Here is a 16055-nt window from a genome sequence, read left to right as displayed (position 1 = left end):
CGCCAGATCGGAGAGTAGTGATGGCCAAGAAAGAAAGTGTCCAGAAGCGCCTGCAGAAGGTGCGTCCCCCGCGCGTGCAACTGACGTACGACGTCGAGAAGGGCGATGCCATCGAGCAGAAGGAACTGCCCTTTGTCGTGGGCGTGGTGGCTGACCTGTCGGGTCAGTCCGAAGTGGCCCAGCCCAAGCTGCGCGACCGCAAGTTCGTCAATATCGATCGCGACAACTTCGACGACGTGATGGCCGGCATCGAGCCGCGCGCGGCATTCCAGGTGCCGAACACGCTTTCCGAGGAAGGCGGCAAGTTCGGCGTGGACCTGAAGTTCCATTCCCTCGAAGACTTCAATCCGGAAGCCGTGGTCGAGCAGATCGAGCCGCTGCGCAAGCTGCTCGAGGCCCGCTCCAAGCTGGCCGACCTGCGCAACAAGCTGGCAGGCAACGACAAGCTGGAAGACCTGCTTTCGGAGGTGCTGACCAATACCGAGTCGCTGCAAAAGCTCGGTGCCAATGCCAGGAACGGTGGCGACGATGCTTGATAACCAGTCCGCTGCAGTTGCCCAGCCCGGTGCGGCTGTCGGCACGTTGAACCTGCTCGACGAGATCGTCGAGCAAAGCAAGGTGGCGAAGTCGGATTCCGAGCATGCGCGCGCCAAGGACATCATTGGCGAGCTGGTCAGCCAGGTACTGGACGGCACCGTGGTGGTGTCCGACAACCTGTCGGCGACGCTGGATGCGCGCGTGGCCGAGCTGGATCGCCTGATCTCGGCCCAGCTCAGCGCCGTGATGCATGCGCCGGAGTTCCAGAAGCTGGAGAGCACGTGGCGCGGCCTGTCGTACCTGGTCAAGGAGACGCAGACCGGCACGATGATCAAGATCAAGGCGTTGAACGCGACCAAGCGCGACCTGGTGCGTGACTTCAAGACCGCCATTGACTTCGACCAGAGCGCGCTGTTCAAGAAGGTCTACGAAGAAGAGTTCGGCACCTTTGGCGGCGCCCCGTTCGGCGCGCTGATCGGCGACTACGAAATTACCCGCCAGCCCGAGGACGTCTATTTCATCGAGCAGATGTCGCACGTGGCCTCGGCCTCGCACGCGCCGTTCATCGCGTCGGCGTCGCCCGAGCTGCTCGGCCTGGAGACCTTCGCTGACCTTGGCAAGCCGCGCGATCTGGCCAAGGTGTTCGATACGGTCGAATATGCCAAGTGGAAGTCGTTCCGCGAATCCGAGGATTCGCGCTACGTCGGCCTGACCATGCCGCGCTTCCTGGGGCGCTTGCCGTACAACCCGAAGGACGGCACCACGGTCGAGGGCTTTAATTTCGTCGAGGATGTGGACGGCACCGACCATGGCAAGTATCTGTGGTGCAACGCAGCCTGGGCCTTCGGCGCGCGTCTGACCGCGGCCTTTGAAGATTTTGGCTGGTGCGCCGCCATCCGCGGCGTCGAAGGCGGCGGCCTGGTCGAGGACCTGCCGACGCATACATTCAAGACCGACGATGGCGAAATCGCACTCAAGTGCCCGACCGAGATCGCCATCACCGATCGCCGCGAGAAGGAGTTGAGCGACCTCGGCTTCATCCCGCTGGTGCACTGCAAGAACTCGGACTATGCCGCGTTCTTCGCCGCCCAGTCGGTGCAGAAGCCCAAGAAGTACAACACCGACAGCGCGAACGCCAATGCCGTGCTGTCGGCCCAGTTGCAGTACATCTTCTCCGTGTCGCGCGTGGCGCATTACCTCAAGGCCATGATGCGGGACAAGATCGGCAGCTTTGCTTCAGCGCAGAACGTGGAGAGCTTCCTGAACCGCTGGATCTCCCAATACGTTCTGCTGGACGATAACGCCAGCCAGGAGCAGAAGGCACAGTTCCCCTTGCGGGAAGCCTCGATCCAGGTGTCGGAGGTACCGGGCAAGCCGGGCACCTACCGCTCCGTCGCCTTCCTGCGCCCGCACTTCCAGCTTGACGAACTTTCGATCTCGCTGCGGCTGGTTGCGGATTTGCCGAAAGCGGCAAACTCCTGACCGTGATCCCTGCGGGGGAATGCGGGCGCAGTACCTAGCAATGCCAGGAAACTGGCAAGAAGCCTAAATAGCGATTTTCATCGAGGGTCTTTCCATGAAGGATATCTACGTCAAGTTCGGCAGCCCGGCAATCAAGGGCGAATCGCAAGACAAGGACCACAAGGACTGGATCGAGGTCAACACCTGGAAGCACAGCATCACGCAGCCGCGTTCGGCAACCGCGTCCACCGCGGGCGGCCATACCGCCGAGCGCTGCGAACACGGCGAGATGGTGTTCACCAAGGATCTGGACGTGGTCAGCCCGCTGCTGTACCAGCACGTGTCGGGCGGCACCACGTTCGACGAAGTCACCATCGACTTCCTGCGAGCCGACGGTGAAGGCAAGCGCGTCAAGTACCTGGAAATCAAGCTGAAGAACGCCATCCTGGGCGCGGTCTCGGCCAACGTGGTTGCCGAGGGCATCCCCAGCGACAGCTTCACGCTGAAGTACGCTGCCGTGCAGTGGAAGTACACGCAGCAGAAGATCGGCGGCAACCAGGGCGGCAACTCCCAGGGCGCCTGGAGCCTGACCAAGAACGACAAGACCTACTCGGTCTGACGTTCCTGCAGTCAAGCCTTGCCGCGGCAGCGTTGCCGCGGCATTTGCTTGTTCGCTCCCATGAAAGGCTTTGAGCCCAGCCTGCTCGACAAGCTCTTCGACGACGAGCCGCACGCGCCGCTGCCCAGCGCGCTGCGGCAATTGTCGCTGGAGGAGCTGAAGGCGACCGTCGCGCGCGATATCGAGTCGCTGCTGAACACGCGCATCGTCCACGAGGATGCCGATTTCAACGGCTTGCCCGAATGCCGCCGGTCGCTGCTGACCTATGGGCTCAATGACTTCGCGGGGCTGAGCCTGGCCAGCTTTGATGACCGCCAGTACATCTGCCAGTCGTTGCGCAATGCGATCGAGCGCCATGAGCCGCGCTTGCAGAACGTCAACGTCGCGCTGTCGGTCAACGAGCGGGCCACCAGCGTGCTGTGCTTCGGCATCAGTGCAGTACTGCTGGTGGGGCCCGCGCGCGAGCCGGTCAGCTTCGATGCCATGCTGCAGCCATCGACGCTGCAGTACTCGGTCACGCGGGGGCGGGGCTGAAGCGCGGCGGCGCGTCAGGTTGGCTGTCGGAGCCAAAGACCTCTATCGCTGCGTACTTGCCTCACTAGTGTCACCACCGGCCACACAGAATGGAAGACTTGCTGCCATATTACGAACGCGAACTGGCCTTTCTGCGCCGGTATTCGCGCGACTTTGCCGAGCGCTATCCCAAGATCGCGGCGCGCCTGGCAATGTCGGCCGATGGCTGCGACGACCCCCACGTCGAGCGGATGATCGAATCGTTCGCCTTCCTGTCCGCGCGCATCAGCAAGAAGCTTGACGACGAATACCCCGAATTCACCGAAGCGCTGCTGGAGGTGCTGTATCCGCACTACCTGAGCCCGTTTCCGTCCTGTTCGATTGCGCATTTCGACGTGGCCGGCATGGCGGCGCAGTTGAGCGCGCCGGTCAAGGTGCCGCGCGGCACGTTGCTGACGACGCGCCCGGTACGCAAGGTTGAGTGCCGTTTCCGCACCGCCTATGACGTGACCTTCCTGCCGTTGCGGGTCGCTGCCGCCGGCTTTGAGCGGGCAGTGTCTGCCCCGTCGACGGTGACCTTGCCGAAGGGCGCCACGGGCGCCATTTCGATCGAGCTGGAGTGCCTGGGCGAGCAGGGCGGCTTCGATGCGCTGGGCCGCCAGGCGGTACGCGTGTACCTGGACGGCGAGCCGTCATTCGTGGCGGCGCTGGGCGACGCACTGTTCCTGCACGTGGCCGCGGCATATGCGGAAGAGCGCCCGGGTGTGTGGAAACGCCTGCAGCGGGTGCCGGTGCGCGAGGTGGGCTTCGGCGCGGACGAGGCGCTGATCGACACCCCCGCGCGCTCGCATCCGGCATACCGCCTGCTGAGCGAGCATTTCGGCTTTGCCGAGAAATTCAACTTCTTCGACCTTGACCTGGATCCGGTTCAGCGGGCACTGCTGCCCGGCGGCGCCGTACGCCGCGTGACGCTGCACCTGGTGCTGACCGAGGTCCGCAGCGACAGCAACACCGCGCGCCTGCTCGAAGGGCTGGGCGCTGCCCACCTGCGCCTGCACTGCACGCCGGTGGTCAACCTGTTCCGGCAAAAGGCCGACCCGATCCGCATCGAGCATACCGCCACCGCTTACCCGGTGGTGGCCGACAGCCGCCGCGCACACGGTTTCGAGATCTATTCGATCGACCAGGTGCAACTGGTGCGTGAAACCGCCGCCAGTCACGACGTGGTGGAGTTCCGGCCGTTCTACTCTCTGCACCACGGTGAAGATCCGGGCAGCGCCGGCCACTACTGGATCGCCCGCCGCAATGCCCTGGTAGCGGAACGCAGCCCGGGCTTCGAGACCGAAATCTCCATCGTCGATTCGGACTTCGACCCCGCCAGCCCACGCACGGAAACGCTGAGCCTGAGCGTGACCTGTACCAACCGCGACCTGCCCGCGTTGCTGGCGTTCGGCCAGCCCGATGGCGACCTGGCCATGGAGGGCAGCTCGATCGCCCGCCGCATCAGCTTCCTGCGCAAGCCGACGCCGTCGATGCGGCTGAGCAGCGGGCGCTCGTCGCAGTGGCGGCTGGTCTCGCTGCTGGCGCTGAACCACCTGTCCTTGGTGCAGAACGGCCTGGCCACGCTCAAGGAGATGCTGCGCCTGCATGACCTGCCGCGCAGTGCGATCTCGGCGCGGCAGATCGAAGGCATCGTGGGCCTGGACTACAAGCCGACCACGCAGTGGCTGGCCGGCAAACCGTTTGCCACCTTTGTACGCGGGCTCGAGATCCAGCTGACGCTCGACGAGGATGCCTTCGTCGGCACCGGCCTGCATCGCTTTATCCGGGTCATGGATCATTTCTTTGGCCTCTATGTCCACCTGAACAGCTTTGTGCAGCTGGTCGCGGTATCGCGCCGCGGCGGCAAGGAACTGGCAAGATGCGCACCCCGCAGCGGCGAATCGATCCTGGTGTAATCCGCACGCTGCTGCGGCAACCCTACCGCTATGAGTTTTTTCAGGCGGTGCGGTTGCTTGAGCTTCACTATGCGCGCGAAGGTGCCGGCACGCCGGAGCAGGTGCTCGCCACGCGCGTCGCCTTCCGCAATACGCTGTCGCTGTCGTTTCCGCCGAGCGAGCTGCAGTCCATCGAGGCCGCCACGGCGTTGAATGGCGAACTGGAGAGCGATGCGGCATTTGCCCAGGCCCTGGCCGATGGTGCGCTGGACCAGGTCTCGATCACGCCCACTTTCTTCGGGATGCTGGGCGCGCAGGGCGCGCTGCCGCTGCACTACACCGAGATCGTGGCGGAGCGTGAAACCCTGCGCCGTGACCGCGCCGCACGCGCCTTCTTCGACATCTTTTCCAATCGCGCCACGGCGCTGTTCTACCAGGCGTGGAAGAAGTACCGGCTGCCGTTCCAGCATGAAGTTGATCGCAACCGGCATTACCTGCCACTGCTGCTGTCGCTGGCCGGCACGGCAGACAAGTCGATGCGGCGCAGCCTGTCAGCCACGGCCGGGGTTGTGCATGACGAAGCGCTGGCCGGGTATGCCACCGCCGCGCGCCACCGGCCGGTATCGGCCGCCTATTTGCAGCAGGTGCTGTCCGACTACTTCCAGGCTGAAGTGCGCGTGGAGCAGTTCGTCGGCGGCTGGTATCAGGTGCCGCCGTCGCAGTATTCGCGGCTTGGCGGCACCAACAATCTGCTGGGCGCCACAGCACTGGCCGGAGCCCGTGTCTGGCAGCGCGACCTGCGCGTGCGGATCTGGATGGGGCCATTGGGCCGCGAACAGTATCGAAACTTCCTGCCCGGCGCCGAAGGCGCCCTGGCCTTGCGCAAGATGGTGACGGTGCTGTGCGGCGCGACGCTGGAGTACGAAGTCGGCCTCATCCTGCGCGCCAGCGACGTATCCGGCTGCGCGCTCGGCGCCGAGGGCAGCGGCAGGCTTGGCTGGGATACCTTCCTCAGCACCAGGCCCGCGCGCCAGGACCGCAGCGATGCGCGCTACACGCTTGCACCCGTGCATTGAGTACAGCTTTGCTTTCGTCCCGATTTCGCCACTAACGCGCGCCACCAACGCGATTCACACCTACCGGAGCCCAAGCCGCCATGGCCATTCCCCTCAAGACGTTGATCGCCAAACTGAATGCAAGCTGCCGGCAGGCCGCAGAGCGTGCCGCGTCGCTGTGCATGGCGCGCGGCAACTATGAGGTCGACCTGGAGCACCTGTTCCTGGCGTTGCTGGAGAACGCGCGCAGCGATTTCGCGGTGGCCGTGCGCGCCAGCGGCATCGATCCTTCGGCGCTGCAGCGCGACCTGGAAGCGGAAATCGCGCGCTTCAAGAACGGCAATACGCGCACGCCGGCCTTTTCGCCCTATCTGCCGAAGCTGTTCGAACATGCGTGGCTGATTGCGTCGCTCGACTCCCAGACCACCCGCATCCGATCGGGCCACCTGCTGCTGGCCTTGCTGACAGAGCCGGCGCTGGCGCCGCTGGCGGTACGCGGCTCGCATCGCTTTGCCGAGTTCGACGCGGACCGCCTCAAGCATGATTTCGACAAGCTGACCGCCGGTTCCGAAGAGCGGGAGCAGGCGGTGGACATTGTCGATGGCAGTGGCGTCACGGCAAGCGCCAACGGTGCCACGGCAGCGCCCGCGCTGACCGCGACGCCGGCGCTTGATCAGTTCACTGTCGACCTGACTCAATCGGCCCGCGATGGCCGCATCGACCCGGTGATCGGGCGCGATGCCGAAATCCGCCAGGTCATCGACATCCTGATGCGGCGCCGGCAGAACAACCCGATCCTGACCGGCGAGGCCGGCGTCGGCAAGACCGCGGTGGTCGAAGGTCTTGCGCAGCGTATTGCAGTGGGCGACGTGCCGCCTCCGCTGCAGGGCGTGACCGTGCGTACGCTCGACATGGGGCTGCTGCAGGCCGGTGCCAGCGTGAAAGGCGAATTCGAGAATCGCCTGAAGAACGTGATCGAGGAGGTTCGCAAGAGCCCGCAGCCCATCATCCTGTTTATCGACGAAGCCCATACCATCATCGGCGCAGGCGGCCAGGCCGGGCAGAACGATGCCGCCAACCTGCTCAAGCCCGCGCTGGCGCGGGGCGAGTTGCGGACCATCGCGGCCACCACCTGGAGCGAATACAAGAAGTACTTCGAGAAGGACGCCGCGCTGGCACGCCGTTTCCAGGTGGTGAAGGTGGACGAGCCCAGCGAAGCCCTGGCGGCAGCGATGCTGCGCGGCATGGTTCCGCTGATGGAGCGCCATTTCGGCGTGCGCGTGCTGGACGAAGCTATCACCGAGGCGGTGCGCCTGTCGCATCGCTACATCAGCGGCCGCCAGCTGCCGGACAAGGCGGTCAGCGTGCTCGATACCGCTTGCGCCAAGGTGGCGCTGGGGCAGAGCGCCACGCCAGGCGCGATCGAGGACGATCGCAAGGCGCTCGAGCGCCTGGCCGTAGAACTGGCCGCGCTGCAGCGCGAGCAACGCGCCGGCGCCGCGCACGCGGAGCGTCTGGCAACGCTGGAAGCACAGCGCGCCGAGCTGGAACAACGCGTGGCCGCCGCCGATGCGCGCCTGGCGCAGGAGCGCGAGCTGGTGGCACGTATCCAGGCGCTGCGCACCGCGCGGGAGCAGAGCAACGATGCGGAGGCGGAAGCAGCCGAGCCGGCCATGGCCGCCAACAGCGATGTGGTAGCAATGCCGCGCAAGGGCAGCCGCAAGCCAGCCGCTGCGGCTGCGGAGCCCGACGAGCTTGACGGGCTGCTGGCGCAACTTCGTGCGCTCCAGGGTGAGGCGCCGATGGTGCCATTGCAGGTGGACGGTCACGTGGTTTCGGAGATCGTATCGGCATGGACCGGGATTCCCCTTGGCCGCATGGTCAAGGACGAGCTGCGCACGGTGCTGAACCTGAAGCCCTTGCTGGCCGCGCGCGTGATCGGCCAGGACCATGCGCTGGATGCAATCGCCCAGCGCGTGCGCACCGCCACCGCGAACCTGGAAGATCCCAACAAGCCGCGCGGCGTGTTCCTGTTCGCCGGCCCGTCCGGCGTTGGCAAGACCGAAACCGCGCTGGCGCTGGCAGATATCCTCTACGGTGGCGAACGCAAGCTCATCACCATCAACATGAGCGAGTACCAGGAAGCGCACAGCGTGTCGGGGCTGAAGGGGTCGCCGCCGGGCTATGTCGGTTACGGCGAGGGCGGCGTGCTGACCGAGGCCGTGCGGCGCAACCCCTACAGCGTGGTGTTGCTGGACGAGATCGAGAAAGCCCACCCGGACGTGCTGGAGATGTTTTTCCAAGTGTTCGACAAGGGCGAGATGGACGATGCCGAAGGGCGGCCCATCGACTTCCGCAACACCATCATCATCCTGACGTCGAATGTCGGCTCGTCGGCGATCATGCAGGCTTGCCTGAACAAGTCCGCCGAGGAACTGCCTGACGCCGATGCCTTGGCCGAGATGCTGCGACCGACGCTGTACAAGGCGTTCAAGCCGGCCTTCCTGGGGCGTACCAAGGTGGTGCCGTACTACCCGATTCCGGACGACGTGCTGGTGGAGATCATCACGCTCAAGCTCGGCCGCATCCGCGACCGCGTGACCGCCAACCACCAGGCGGAATTCCAGTGGGACAACGCGCTGGTCGAGGCGGTGCTGGCGCGCTGCACCGAAGTCGATGCCGGTGCGCGTGCGGTCGACCATATCCTGAACGGGACGCTGCTTCCGGAGATCGCGCAGACCGTGCTGGTGCGCATGGCTGAAGGCGGCGGCGTCGACAAGATCAAGGTCACCACGGGCAAGAACGGTGAGTTCAAGTACCGCATCAGCTGATATCGGCATGCGCAGACTCGTGACATCGCGGGAGTAATCCATGGTTTCAGCGACCGACCTGGCCAAATTGCTTGGCGCCGCTTTCTCGCAGGCCGACCGCTTGCTGCGCCTGCAGACGCCCCTTGGGCAAGACGCGCTGATGCCGGAGCAGTTGCAAGCGGCAGAGCAGCTGGACGGCGGCGGGTTCCGCATCGAACTGACGGCGGTGTCGGATAACGCCGGCATCGAAGCGCAAAGCCTGCTGGGCCAGGCCGTGCGCGTCGACCTGCTGACCCAGCGCAGCCGCACCACGCTGCGGCCCTTCCATGGCCACGTCACACGGTTTGAGCGCGTGGGCGCCAATGGCGGGCTGGCACGCTACCGGATGGTGGTCGAGCCATGGCTGGCGTTCCTGCGCCACCGGCGCGACAGTTTCCTGTTCCAGGACATGTCAGTAGTCGAAGTGGTGGACAGCGTGTTCGGCGACTACAACGGTCAGGGCAAGCTGGTGCCGGCGTGGCGCTGGGCGCTGCGCGACGCCTCGGCATATCCGCGCCGCAGCATCGTCACGCAGTACGAAGAGAGCGACTTCGATTTTGTGACGCGCCTGCTCGCTGAAGAGGGCTTGTTCTATTACTTCGAGCATGAAGCCGCCGACGGCGAGGCACTTGGCACGCACCGCATGGTGATCGCCGATGCCAACGATGTCTTCCAGGACAACGAACAGGCCAGCATCCGCTTCGGCCGCGCCGATGCCACCGCTGCCGAAGACGTGATCGACCGCTGGCAAGGCACGCGCAGGTTGCAGACCAACGCCGTAGCCGTGGCGAGCTGGGACTATCGTGCCAAGGCGGTTCGCAGTGCCGAGGCCGGTGCATCGACCGAGGGCAATTCAGCCGCCCCGTCCTTGCAAGACACCGATTACCCCGGCCAATACTGGTTCGAGGACGGCGAGCAGGCGCAGCGCCATGCCCGGCAACTGGTGGAGGCGCTGGAAGTACGACGTCTGTCGTTCTCTGGCGAAGGCAGCGTACGCACGCTGGCGCCTGCCAGCCGCTTCATGCTGACCGGCCATTATGACTACGAGCACGTGCAAGGAGACGACGAGCGCCGCTTTGTCGTCCTGGCGGTGACGCATGCGGCCCGCAACAACCTGAACGAGCGCTTCCGGGGCGTCATCGATCAATTGCTCGGGACAGACCAGGCTGCCGCGGCGCTAGCAGAAGGCGCTACGGTAGCCGCGGACGTGCCGTTCTACCGCAACCAATTTACGGTAGTGCCGGCAAAGGTCCCATACCGCCCGCAACAGCTTGACGGGCAGGGCCGCCAACTGCACCCCCGGCCCACCGTCACCGGCGCCCAGACCGCCGTCGTCATCGGCACGGACGGTCGCGTGCATACCGACCGCGACCATCGGGTAAAGGTCCAGTTCCACTGGCAGCGCGGCGCCCGTTCGGCCAGCCGGCTGTCTCATCCCGCCGGCGACGACAACGCCCGCGCCGAAGCCGGATTGGGCAGCTGGGTGCGCGTATCGACCCCGGTTGCCGGCCCCAACTGGGGCGGCGTGGCGCTGCCGCGGGTCGGCCAGGAAGTGGTGGTGGAATTCCAGCATGGCGACATCGACCGCCCGGTGGTGATCGGCGCCGCCTACAACGGCCGCGGACAGGCCAGCGCCCAGTACAACCAGAACCAGACCGGCGCCGCCAACGCCACCGGCAACGCACCCGCGTGGTTTGCCGGCAGCAACGAGGCCGCCGATGGCAAGCAGGACGGCAACAGCCAGCCCGATGGCCAGCAAGGCCATGCCCACAATGCGGTGCTGTCCGGCATCAAGACCCAGGCACTGGCCCACAGCCAGGATGGCACCGGCGGCTACAACCAGCTGGTCTTCGACGATACCGCCGGGCAGAGCCGCACGCTGCTGTCGACCACGCAGGCAGCCTCGGCGCTGACGCTGGGCCACCACCTGGACCAGCGTGACAACGCCCGCCAGGCCGCACTCGGCCACGGCGCCGCGCTGGAGACAGCCGACAGCGGTGCCCTGCGCGGCGGCTCCGGCATGCTGCTGACCGCCCACGGCGCGGGCACCAGCGTGCCGCTGCTGGACAGCGAGGGCGCTGCAACGCAGGTGGAAGCCAGCACCGAACTGCTGACCTCGCTGGCCGATGTCGCACGCAAGCAGAAGGCGGATTTACCGGAGGAGCCGGCCCCCGCCGAACTGCCGGCCATCGCGCAACTGAAGCACACCACCGAAGTGCTGCGCCATACGGAAACGGGAACCGATGGCAAGGCCAGCGCCACGGCTTACAACGAACCCCACCTGCAGGTCTCCGCCCCCAAGGGCATCGCCGCAACGACGCCTGCCGATGCGGTGCTGGTTGCGGGTACGCAACTGACGATGGCGGCGCAGAAGGATGCCAATGTGGCGGCGGGCGGGAATTTGTCGGTGGCGGTGGCGGACGGGCTGAGTTTGTTCACCCATGGCAAGGCTGGGGGTGAGGCCGGTGCGGGGATTGCCATGCATGCAGCGAGTGGGAAGGTGGGGGTTGCCAGCCTGCAGGGCCAGGGACGCATCGCCGCGGAAAAGCTGGTGACGGTGTCCTCGTCTCAGGGGGCGGTCAATGTGCAAGCCAAGGAGCATGTGCTACTGAATGCGGCCGGGGCGCAGATCCGGGTGCTGGGGAACACGATCGAGGTGCATGCGCCGGGGATGACTACGTTTAAGGGGGGGCAGCATTTGTTTGTGGGGCCGGGGGGCGGTGGGGCGGCGGCCGTGACGCCGGCGGGTTCGCTCGCCGAATGTGAATGGAAATCATGAATAACGATGCTGTGAGAAACGTCGTCAACGACGTTTCCGACCAACTGCGGCGAGCGCTATTCCAGGCGAGGGAAGTCAATGCCGCCAACTATATTCATGTGGTGTTAGATCCGAATCATCCCGTCGCGCCCTTCGATTCTCTCCACCCGGATCATCTAGAGCAGCGTGTTCCTTCGGTAAAGTTTCATCGATCCATGCGTGCCGATTTTCAACACCAGCCGGAACTTTGCCCGCTGGTGGTGACACTGTATTCCCCTGGGGATCGTGGTTATCGAGACGAAGAACTGTTGCTGGAAACTGTAGACAATGCTGTGTCCCGGTGCGCGAGCGTCAACGGCTCCTATGTATGTGGGTGGATTGCCACTACCTTGAACGGCGAAGAATTCGCCAGGCATATCGCAGTGTCCTCCATCCTTTCGCATCCACTATCTGGACGAAAGGTACTGCCATGGTTTGAACCTCATCGATTGGCGTTGATTGTAGACCGGTATCCATCTTTCGCCTGGTCGCGACTAACTAACATTTCGAGTTGGTGGTTTGTTGATATGTTGCAACAACTTCGAGTTGTGTCGCCCCCGGAAGTCGGACGAAATAACATCATCGACGCGCGGAGTACGTTGCTTCCGCTATCCGGACGGCAGGTTAGCGCAGTCTGGGATGATCAGAGGCGCATCCGAGAGGCGAAGCTAGTTGCAATGGCAATGCGAAAGGCGGGTCTCTCATTGCCGGAATTCCCGGAGGTGACGCTGGATAAGGTTGTTCGCCAAGCCTATGAAAACGGGCTGTATGGACAACAAGACGTGGTCTTTTTCGCAATGAACTGTCTCACGTTAAGTGAGGATTGGTTCTTGCATCCGGTGGTACAGGCTGCGCTGGAAGCGCTGGCTGGAACGGATGAGTTGACGTTAACAGATATTCTCGCCGGTCACTCAGACGCTGTGCTGCACGAAATTGCGTCATACGAGTCCGCTGGCAGTGCGCCAAAGTGAGAGAGATACGAGGCAACGATGTCCAAGACTACAAAACCCGGGCCCGCCAATACGGCTACTGTCAGTCAAACTCCGCAAAAGCCGTCTGCCGGTGCTTCAGCGATGCGTGCCAATGCGGATGCGGCCAGGAAGTGTGCACCAGGAAATAGCAGTGGAAAGTGTGGCTTTTGTGATCGCGAAGGTTACCCAATTCTTCCGGTGCGCTACGCTGTCATACCGAGCTACCTGCAGAATTCGGGTACCCTGCCACTTGACGCCGTCTCCACGCTTGACAAGTTCGAGAAAAAGCCGCTGAGCTTGAGCAAGTACGCTTTGCGTTCGCTGCGTAAAGGTTTCGTTCACGTATATTTAGGCAAACCAGGCGTATGGCAAACATACGTCGTGACGGCTGACGGCTACCTACGCTTGCTTGCGGACCCAGATGACCCTGACTGGAAGGTCGATCGGCCGATGACGGAGGCTTGCAAACGCGAAGGGCATAACATACCGGCCAGTTTTATCACCATCCCACCAGGCTATGACAAGGTTTGGCTGGCATTCGCGGAAGACATTTGGTCACCCAAAGTCCGTGCCAATTATGAAAGGGCTCCGGACGAGCGTATGCAATTTTGTTCGATCGGCGCGTTGGCGTCGGCACCTGGTAAGGTTCGGCACGCATTCGAAATCTCTCAGGGTCAGCCAAGTCTGAACGACGTAGTACTAGAGTATGTCGATGATGCGGCCCAGTACGCACGTCGCTGTAGCTACGATGGCGGCTACTGGAACGATCGGGGGGCACAACAGACTCAAAAAGGGCGGCGCTGGCAAAGCCTCCACGGCAACTTTGAAAGGCCTGGCCACGGCCTTGCTTTGAAAAAATTCGTCGCAAGTGCCGCAGAGAAGCAAAGCAAGCGCGGCAAGCCAGGGAAGATTGCTGCATTTGCGCTTTATGACCCCGTTGGAATCGTCAAAGAACTCAATGGGCAGACACATGATCGTATTCAATGGCGCCAAGCGTACTGTGGCGCAGTTGCACGCCCGCTGCTTATATCACAGGCTATCGTAGGCCTTAAGAAGCAGATAGCGGTGGCGACCGCCCAGGCGATTGAGGACGATGAAAAGACTCGCGGCGTAGCGGACAAGGTCACGGCATCGTATTTGGTCGGCAATCCAAACTACACTCCCGATGCCGTCCGAACGGTCTCTACGACGCGGAAGGAACGGATCGACTCAAAGAACAAGGCCACTTGGACGAAGTTGGAGGAGCGGTATAACGAAGTTGAGCGCGACAAGTTTGAGAAGGAATATGGTCGACAGATGAGCGAGCTCACGAATCGCATCATGGATTGCGATTCGGACTGGGAAGTATGGGCACGTGCAGATGAATGGAAGAGGTGGCTCGGCGACTACGACCTGGATAAGCTCCATGGAAATGTCCGACTGATGATCATGTGCGCGCCGTGCCTTGCAGGCGGGCCTCACGGTAAGGCTGGTGTGAAGCTCTGGGAGGAGTGGCTAACAAAACAGAAAGATGATACCAATCCGACAGGCTATACGATCCCTTATGCCGCCATCATGGGTGGCAGAAAGGAACTACTGAAGTATCTGTTCCCATCTGGAACGAAGCCCCAAGAAGGGGACGAGTTGAATAAGGGGGATAAACTGTATGACACCGTAAAAGGCATCTTGGGTTCGGATGAGATCAAACTGCCGGACAAGTTCAAGAACTTCATGAATAGTGAGGTTCAGCAGGCAGCGGCTCATACACTGGCTGCGATTGAAGGTGCTGCCGCGCAAATGGTCGATAAGACTATGGACGCGATCGAGGTAGCAGTTAGAAGAGCTACTCAGGCTGCTCTAAAACTCTATCGCAATGCGAGCCCCATCCTACTTCAGCTGAAGATGACAGTAGGGCAGTACGTGGATCTGCTGAACCAGCTGTCCCGTAAGGGTAACGAGGCTGGCAAGCGGTTGACCGAAGTTGCTGGACGCAAAGCCCGTAGTGTCCTGCTTGGCGGTATCCTCACCGTTCCCAACGAAAAAGTGAGGAATACAGTTATCGAAGTTACTATCTGGTCCTTTGAGCAAGCAGAGGATGTGAAAAAAGCGATCGAAATGTCGATCGCAAAGGCGAAGCGCGAGAGCACCGACTTAGGTATCGGGGTAGCGAGCGCCTTGAAAGTGGCCGGCATCACCCTGAGCCGAGAAGCCGTACAAGTTCTTCGGCCATTGGAAAATTCAGTCAGAATGTTGCCTGGCGTGGCAAAAGTGGTAGCGCGTGAACTAGCCGCAAGAAGCCTAAAGCTTGTCGCGGGAGGCGGTGAGCCGATGTTGGCAGTAGGTTCGCTGGTCCTTCAGTATTGGGCGTTCAGGGATTCGAAGAAGTCCATGGATGCCATGATTGGACCTCAAGGAGGCATCGAGGCCAAATTACCTGTAGTCTCCGCGACGTTCGGAATGCTGGCTGCGATGTCGGAAGGTGTTGGTCTTGGATTTAAAGCACTAGGCAGGACCCCAGCCGAGTCATTCGTGAAGGCAGGTGCGATCCTCGGCGCCATCTCACTTAGCATAGATGCGATTCAAGCTGCCTGTACAGGGTGGAGAGCATGGCAGCAAGGCGATGCAAGCGCAGCAGTTGTTTATGGTGCTGCGGCCGTTGCATTTGGTGTTGGCGCTGCAGTCGCAGTTGGATCTGGGTTTTCGACTGCTCTTGTTGGCGGTTTGCTTGGAATTGGACCACTAGGCTGGATGTTGTTGTTGGTCGCGGCGGGTGTGTTGCTCTACTGGTGGGCAACTTCATTGGAGTCTACGCCTGTGGAGATCTGGCTCGATCGCTGCTACTGGGGCTATGGTGAGAGAGCAGAAGGAAAGTGGACTGACGCTCAACTCAGTGAAGAGCTTGCGGATTTAAATGCGCTAGTCTTGGGACTGGGCGTGGAGCTTGGTTTTAATGACGACTGGCTTGAAGCAACCTCTGGTTTTGACACCCTGAAAGTGAAGCTAAAGTTTTCGAATTTCGAAAAATTTAAATCCGTGTACGAGTGGAAGGTTAAAGCCATTGACGCGCGTGGTCAGGCGCAGTTGGTGATGGCCGGAGGACGTGATGCGGAAGTGTTGCCCCAAATGAAGGCGATGCCGACCAAAGTTGTTGATACTGCCGCAAAGTATCGTAATCGGCAAGGTGCAGGTAGAACCGAGAATGGCGCGTACGTTGTTGAAGAAAGCATAGAGTTGAATACGCACATCTATAAGCGGGCCCAAATTGAGGTACGGTTTTGGCCGGATAGGAATGATCCGGAGGGTTGGGCAGAAAAACTTATTGCAGTAAGCGATTGAC

General features: G+C 62.3%; 10 protein-coding genes. All 10 read left to right on the top strand.

The window, feature by feature from the left end; genetic code table 11:
• The first annotated feature begins 20 nt into the window (after positions 1–20).
• The 10 genes from tssB (at position 21) to GA0116996_RS28035 (ending at position 16054) form a co-directional block, all read left to right on the top strand.
• A complete protein-coding gene (gene tssB, locus GA0116996_RS14360) occupies positions 21–536 on the top strand; it encodes a type VI secretion system contractile sheath small subunit (protein ID WP_012355842.1) in 516 nt (171 codons plus the stop codon).
• A complete protein-coding gene (tssC, locus tag GA0116996_RS14355; RefSeq protein WP_062803262.1) occupies positions 529–2019 on the top strand; it encodes a type VI secretion system contractile sheath large subunit in 1491 nt (496 codons plus the stop codon). The genes tssB and tssC overlap by 8 nt, the downstream gene beginning before the upstream one ends.
• A 94-nt stretch (positions 2020–2113) precedes the next feature.
• Positions 2114–2617, top strand: coding sequence for an Hcp family type VI secretion system effector (locus GA0116996_RS14350; protein ID WP_012355844.1), 504 nt, complete (start codon positions 2114–2116; stop codon positions 2615–2617).
• A gap of 60 nt (positions 2618–2677) precedes the next feature.
• Positions 2678–3151: a type VI secretion system baseplate subunit TssE gene (tssE, locus tag GA0116996_RS14345; protein ID WP_012355845.1), complete on the top strand. Its 474-nt coding sequence runs from the start codon at positions 2678–2680 to the stop codon at positions 3149–3151.
• Between the two features lie 89 nt (positions 3152–3240).
• The gene (tssF, locus tag GA0116996_RS14340) at positions 3241–5088 is read left to right on the top strand and encodes a type VI secretion system baseplate subunit TssF (protein ID WP_092312617.1); all 1848 of its coding nucleotides are present in this window, start codon (positions 3241–3243) and stop codon (positions 5086–5088) included.
• Positions 5052–6143, top strand: coding sequence for a type VI secretion system baseplate subunit TssG (gene tssG / locus GA0116996_RS14335; protein ID WP_092312614.1), 1092 nt, complete (start codon positions 5052–5054; stop codon positions 6141–6143). The genes tssF and tssG overlap by 37 nt, the downstream gene beginning before the upstream one ends.
• 80 nt (positions 6144–6223) lie before the next feature.
• Positions 6224–8953 (top strand): type VI secretion system ATPase TssH, encoded by a 2730-nt coding sequence (gene tssH / locus GA0116996_RS14330; protein WP_092312611.1) that lies wholly within the window; start codon positions 6224–6226, stop codon positions 8951–8953.
• A gap of 40 nt (positions 8954–8993) precedes the next feature.
• Complete coding sequence (locus tag GA0116996_RS14325; RefSeq protein ID WP_092312608.1) at positions 8994–11750, top strand: type VI secretion system Vgr family protein; 2757 nt, start codon at positions 8994–8996, stop codon at positions 11748–11750.
• On the top strand, positions 11738–12739 hold the full coding sequence (locus GA0116996_RS28040; RefSeq protein WP_141693743.1) for a hypothetical protein: 1002 nt from the start codon (positions 11738–11740) through the stop codon (positions 12737–12739). The genes GA0116996_RS14325 and GA0116996_RS28040 overlap by 13 nt, the downstream gene beginning before the upstream one ends.
• 18 nt (positions 12740–12757) lie before the next feature.
• Positions 12758–16054 (top strand): T6SS effector BTH_I2691 family protein, encoded by a 3297-nt coding sequence (locus GA0116996_RS28035; RefSeq protein WP_141693742.1) that lies wholly within the window; start codon positions 12758–12760, stop codon positions 16052–16054.
• Position 16055: the final 1 nt, after the last annotated feature.

This window comes from Cupriavidus alkaliphilus, from assembly GCF_900094595.1.
GTDB lineage: Bacteria > Pseudomonadota > Gammaproteobacteria > Burkholderiales > Burkholderiaceae > Cupriavidus > Cupriavidus alkaliphilus.
The sequence above is the reverse complement of the archived record's forward strand: the minus strand, read 5'-3'. Positions and strand labels throughout refer to the sequence as shown.

Bases quoted from the DNA above. Each gene is read 5' to 3' on its own strand.
- tssC (WP_062803262.1), top strand. From the start codon at position 529: ATGCTTGATAACCAGTCCGCTGCAGTTGCCCAGCCCGGTGCGGCTGTC.
- tssH (WP_092312611.1), top strand. From the start codon at position 6,224: ATGGCCATTCCCCTCAAGACGTTGATCGCCAAACTGAATGCAAGCTGC.
- GA0116996_RS14350 (WP_012355844.1), top strand. From the start codon at position 2,114: ATGAAGGATATCTACGTCAAGTTCGGCAGCCCGGCAATCAAGGGCGAA.
- GA0116996_RS28035 (WP_141693742.1), top strand. From the start codon at position 12,758: ATGTCCAAGACTACAAAACCCGGGCCCGCCAATACGGCTACTGTCAGT.
- tssB (WP_012355842.1), top strand. From the start codon at position 21: ATGGCCAAGAAAGAAAGTGTCCAGAAGCGCCTGCAGAAGGTGCGTCCC.
- tssG (WP_092312614.1), top strand. From the start codon at position 5,052: ATGCGCACCCCGCAGCGGCGAATCGATCCTGGTGTAATCCGCACGCTG.
- GA0116996_RS28040 (WP_141693743.1), top strand. From the start codon at position 11,738: ATGGAAATCATGAATAACGATGCTGTGAGAAACGTCGTCAACGACGTT.
- tssF (WP_092312617.1), top strand. From the start codon at position 3,241: ATGGAAGACTTGCTGCCATATTACGAACGCGAACTGGCCTTTCTGCGC.
- GA0116996_RS14325 (WP_092312608.1), top strand. From the start codon at position 8,994: ATGGTTTCAGCGACCGACCTGGCCAAATTGCTTGGCGCCGCTTTCTCG.
- tssE (WP_012355845.1), top strand. From the start codon at position 2,678: ATGAAAGGCTTTGAGCCCAGCCTGCTCGACAAGCTCTTCGACGACGAG.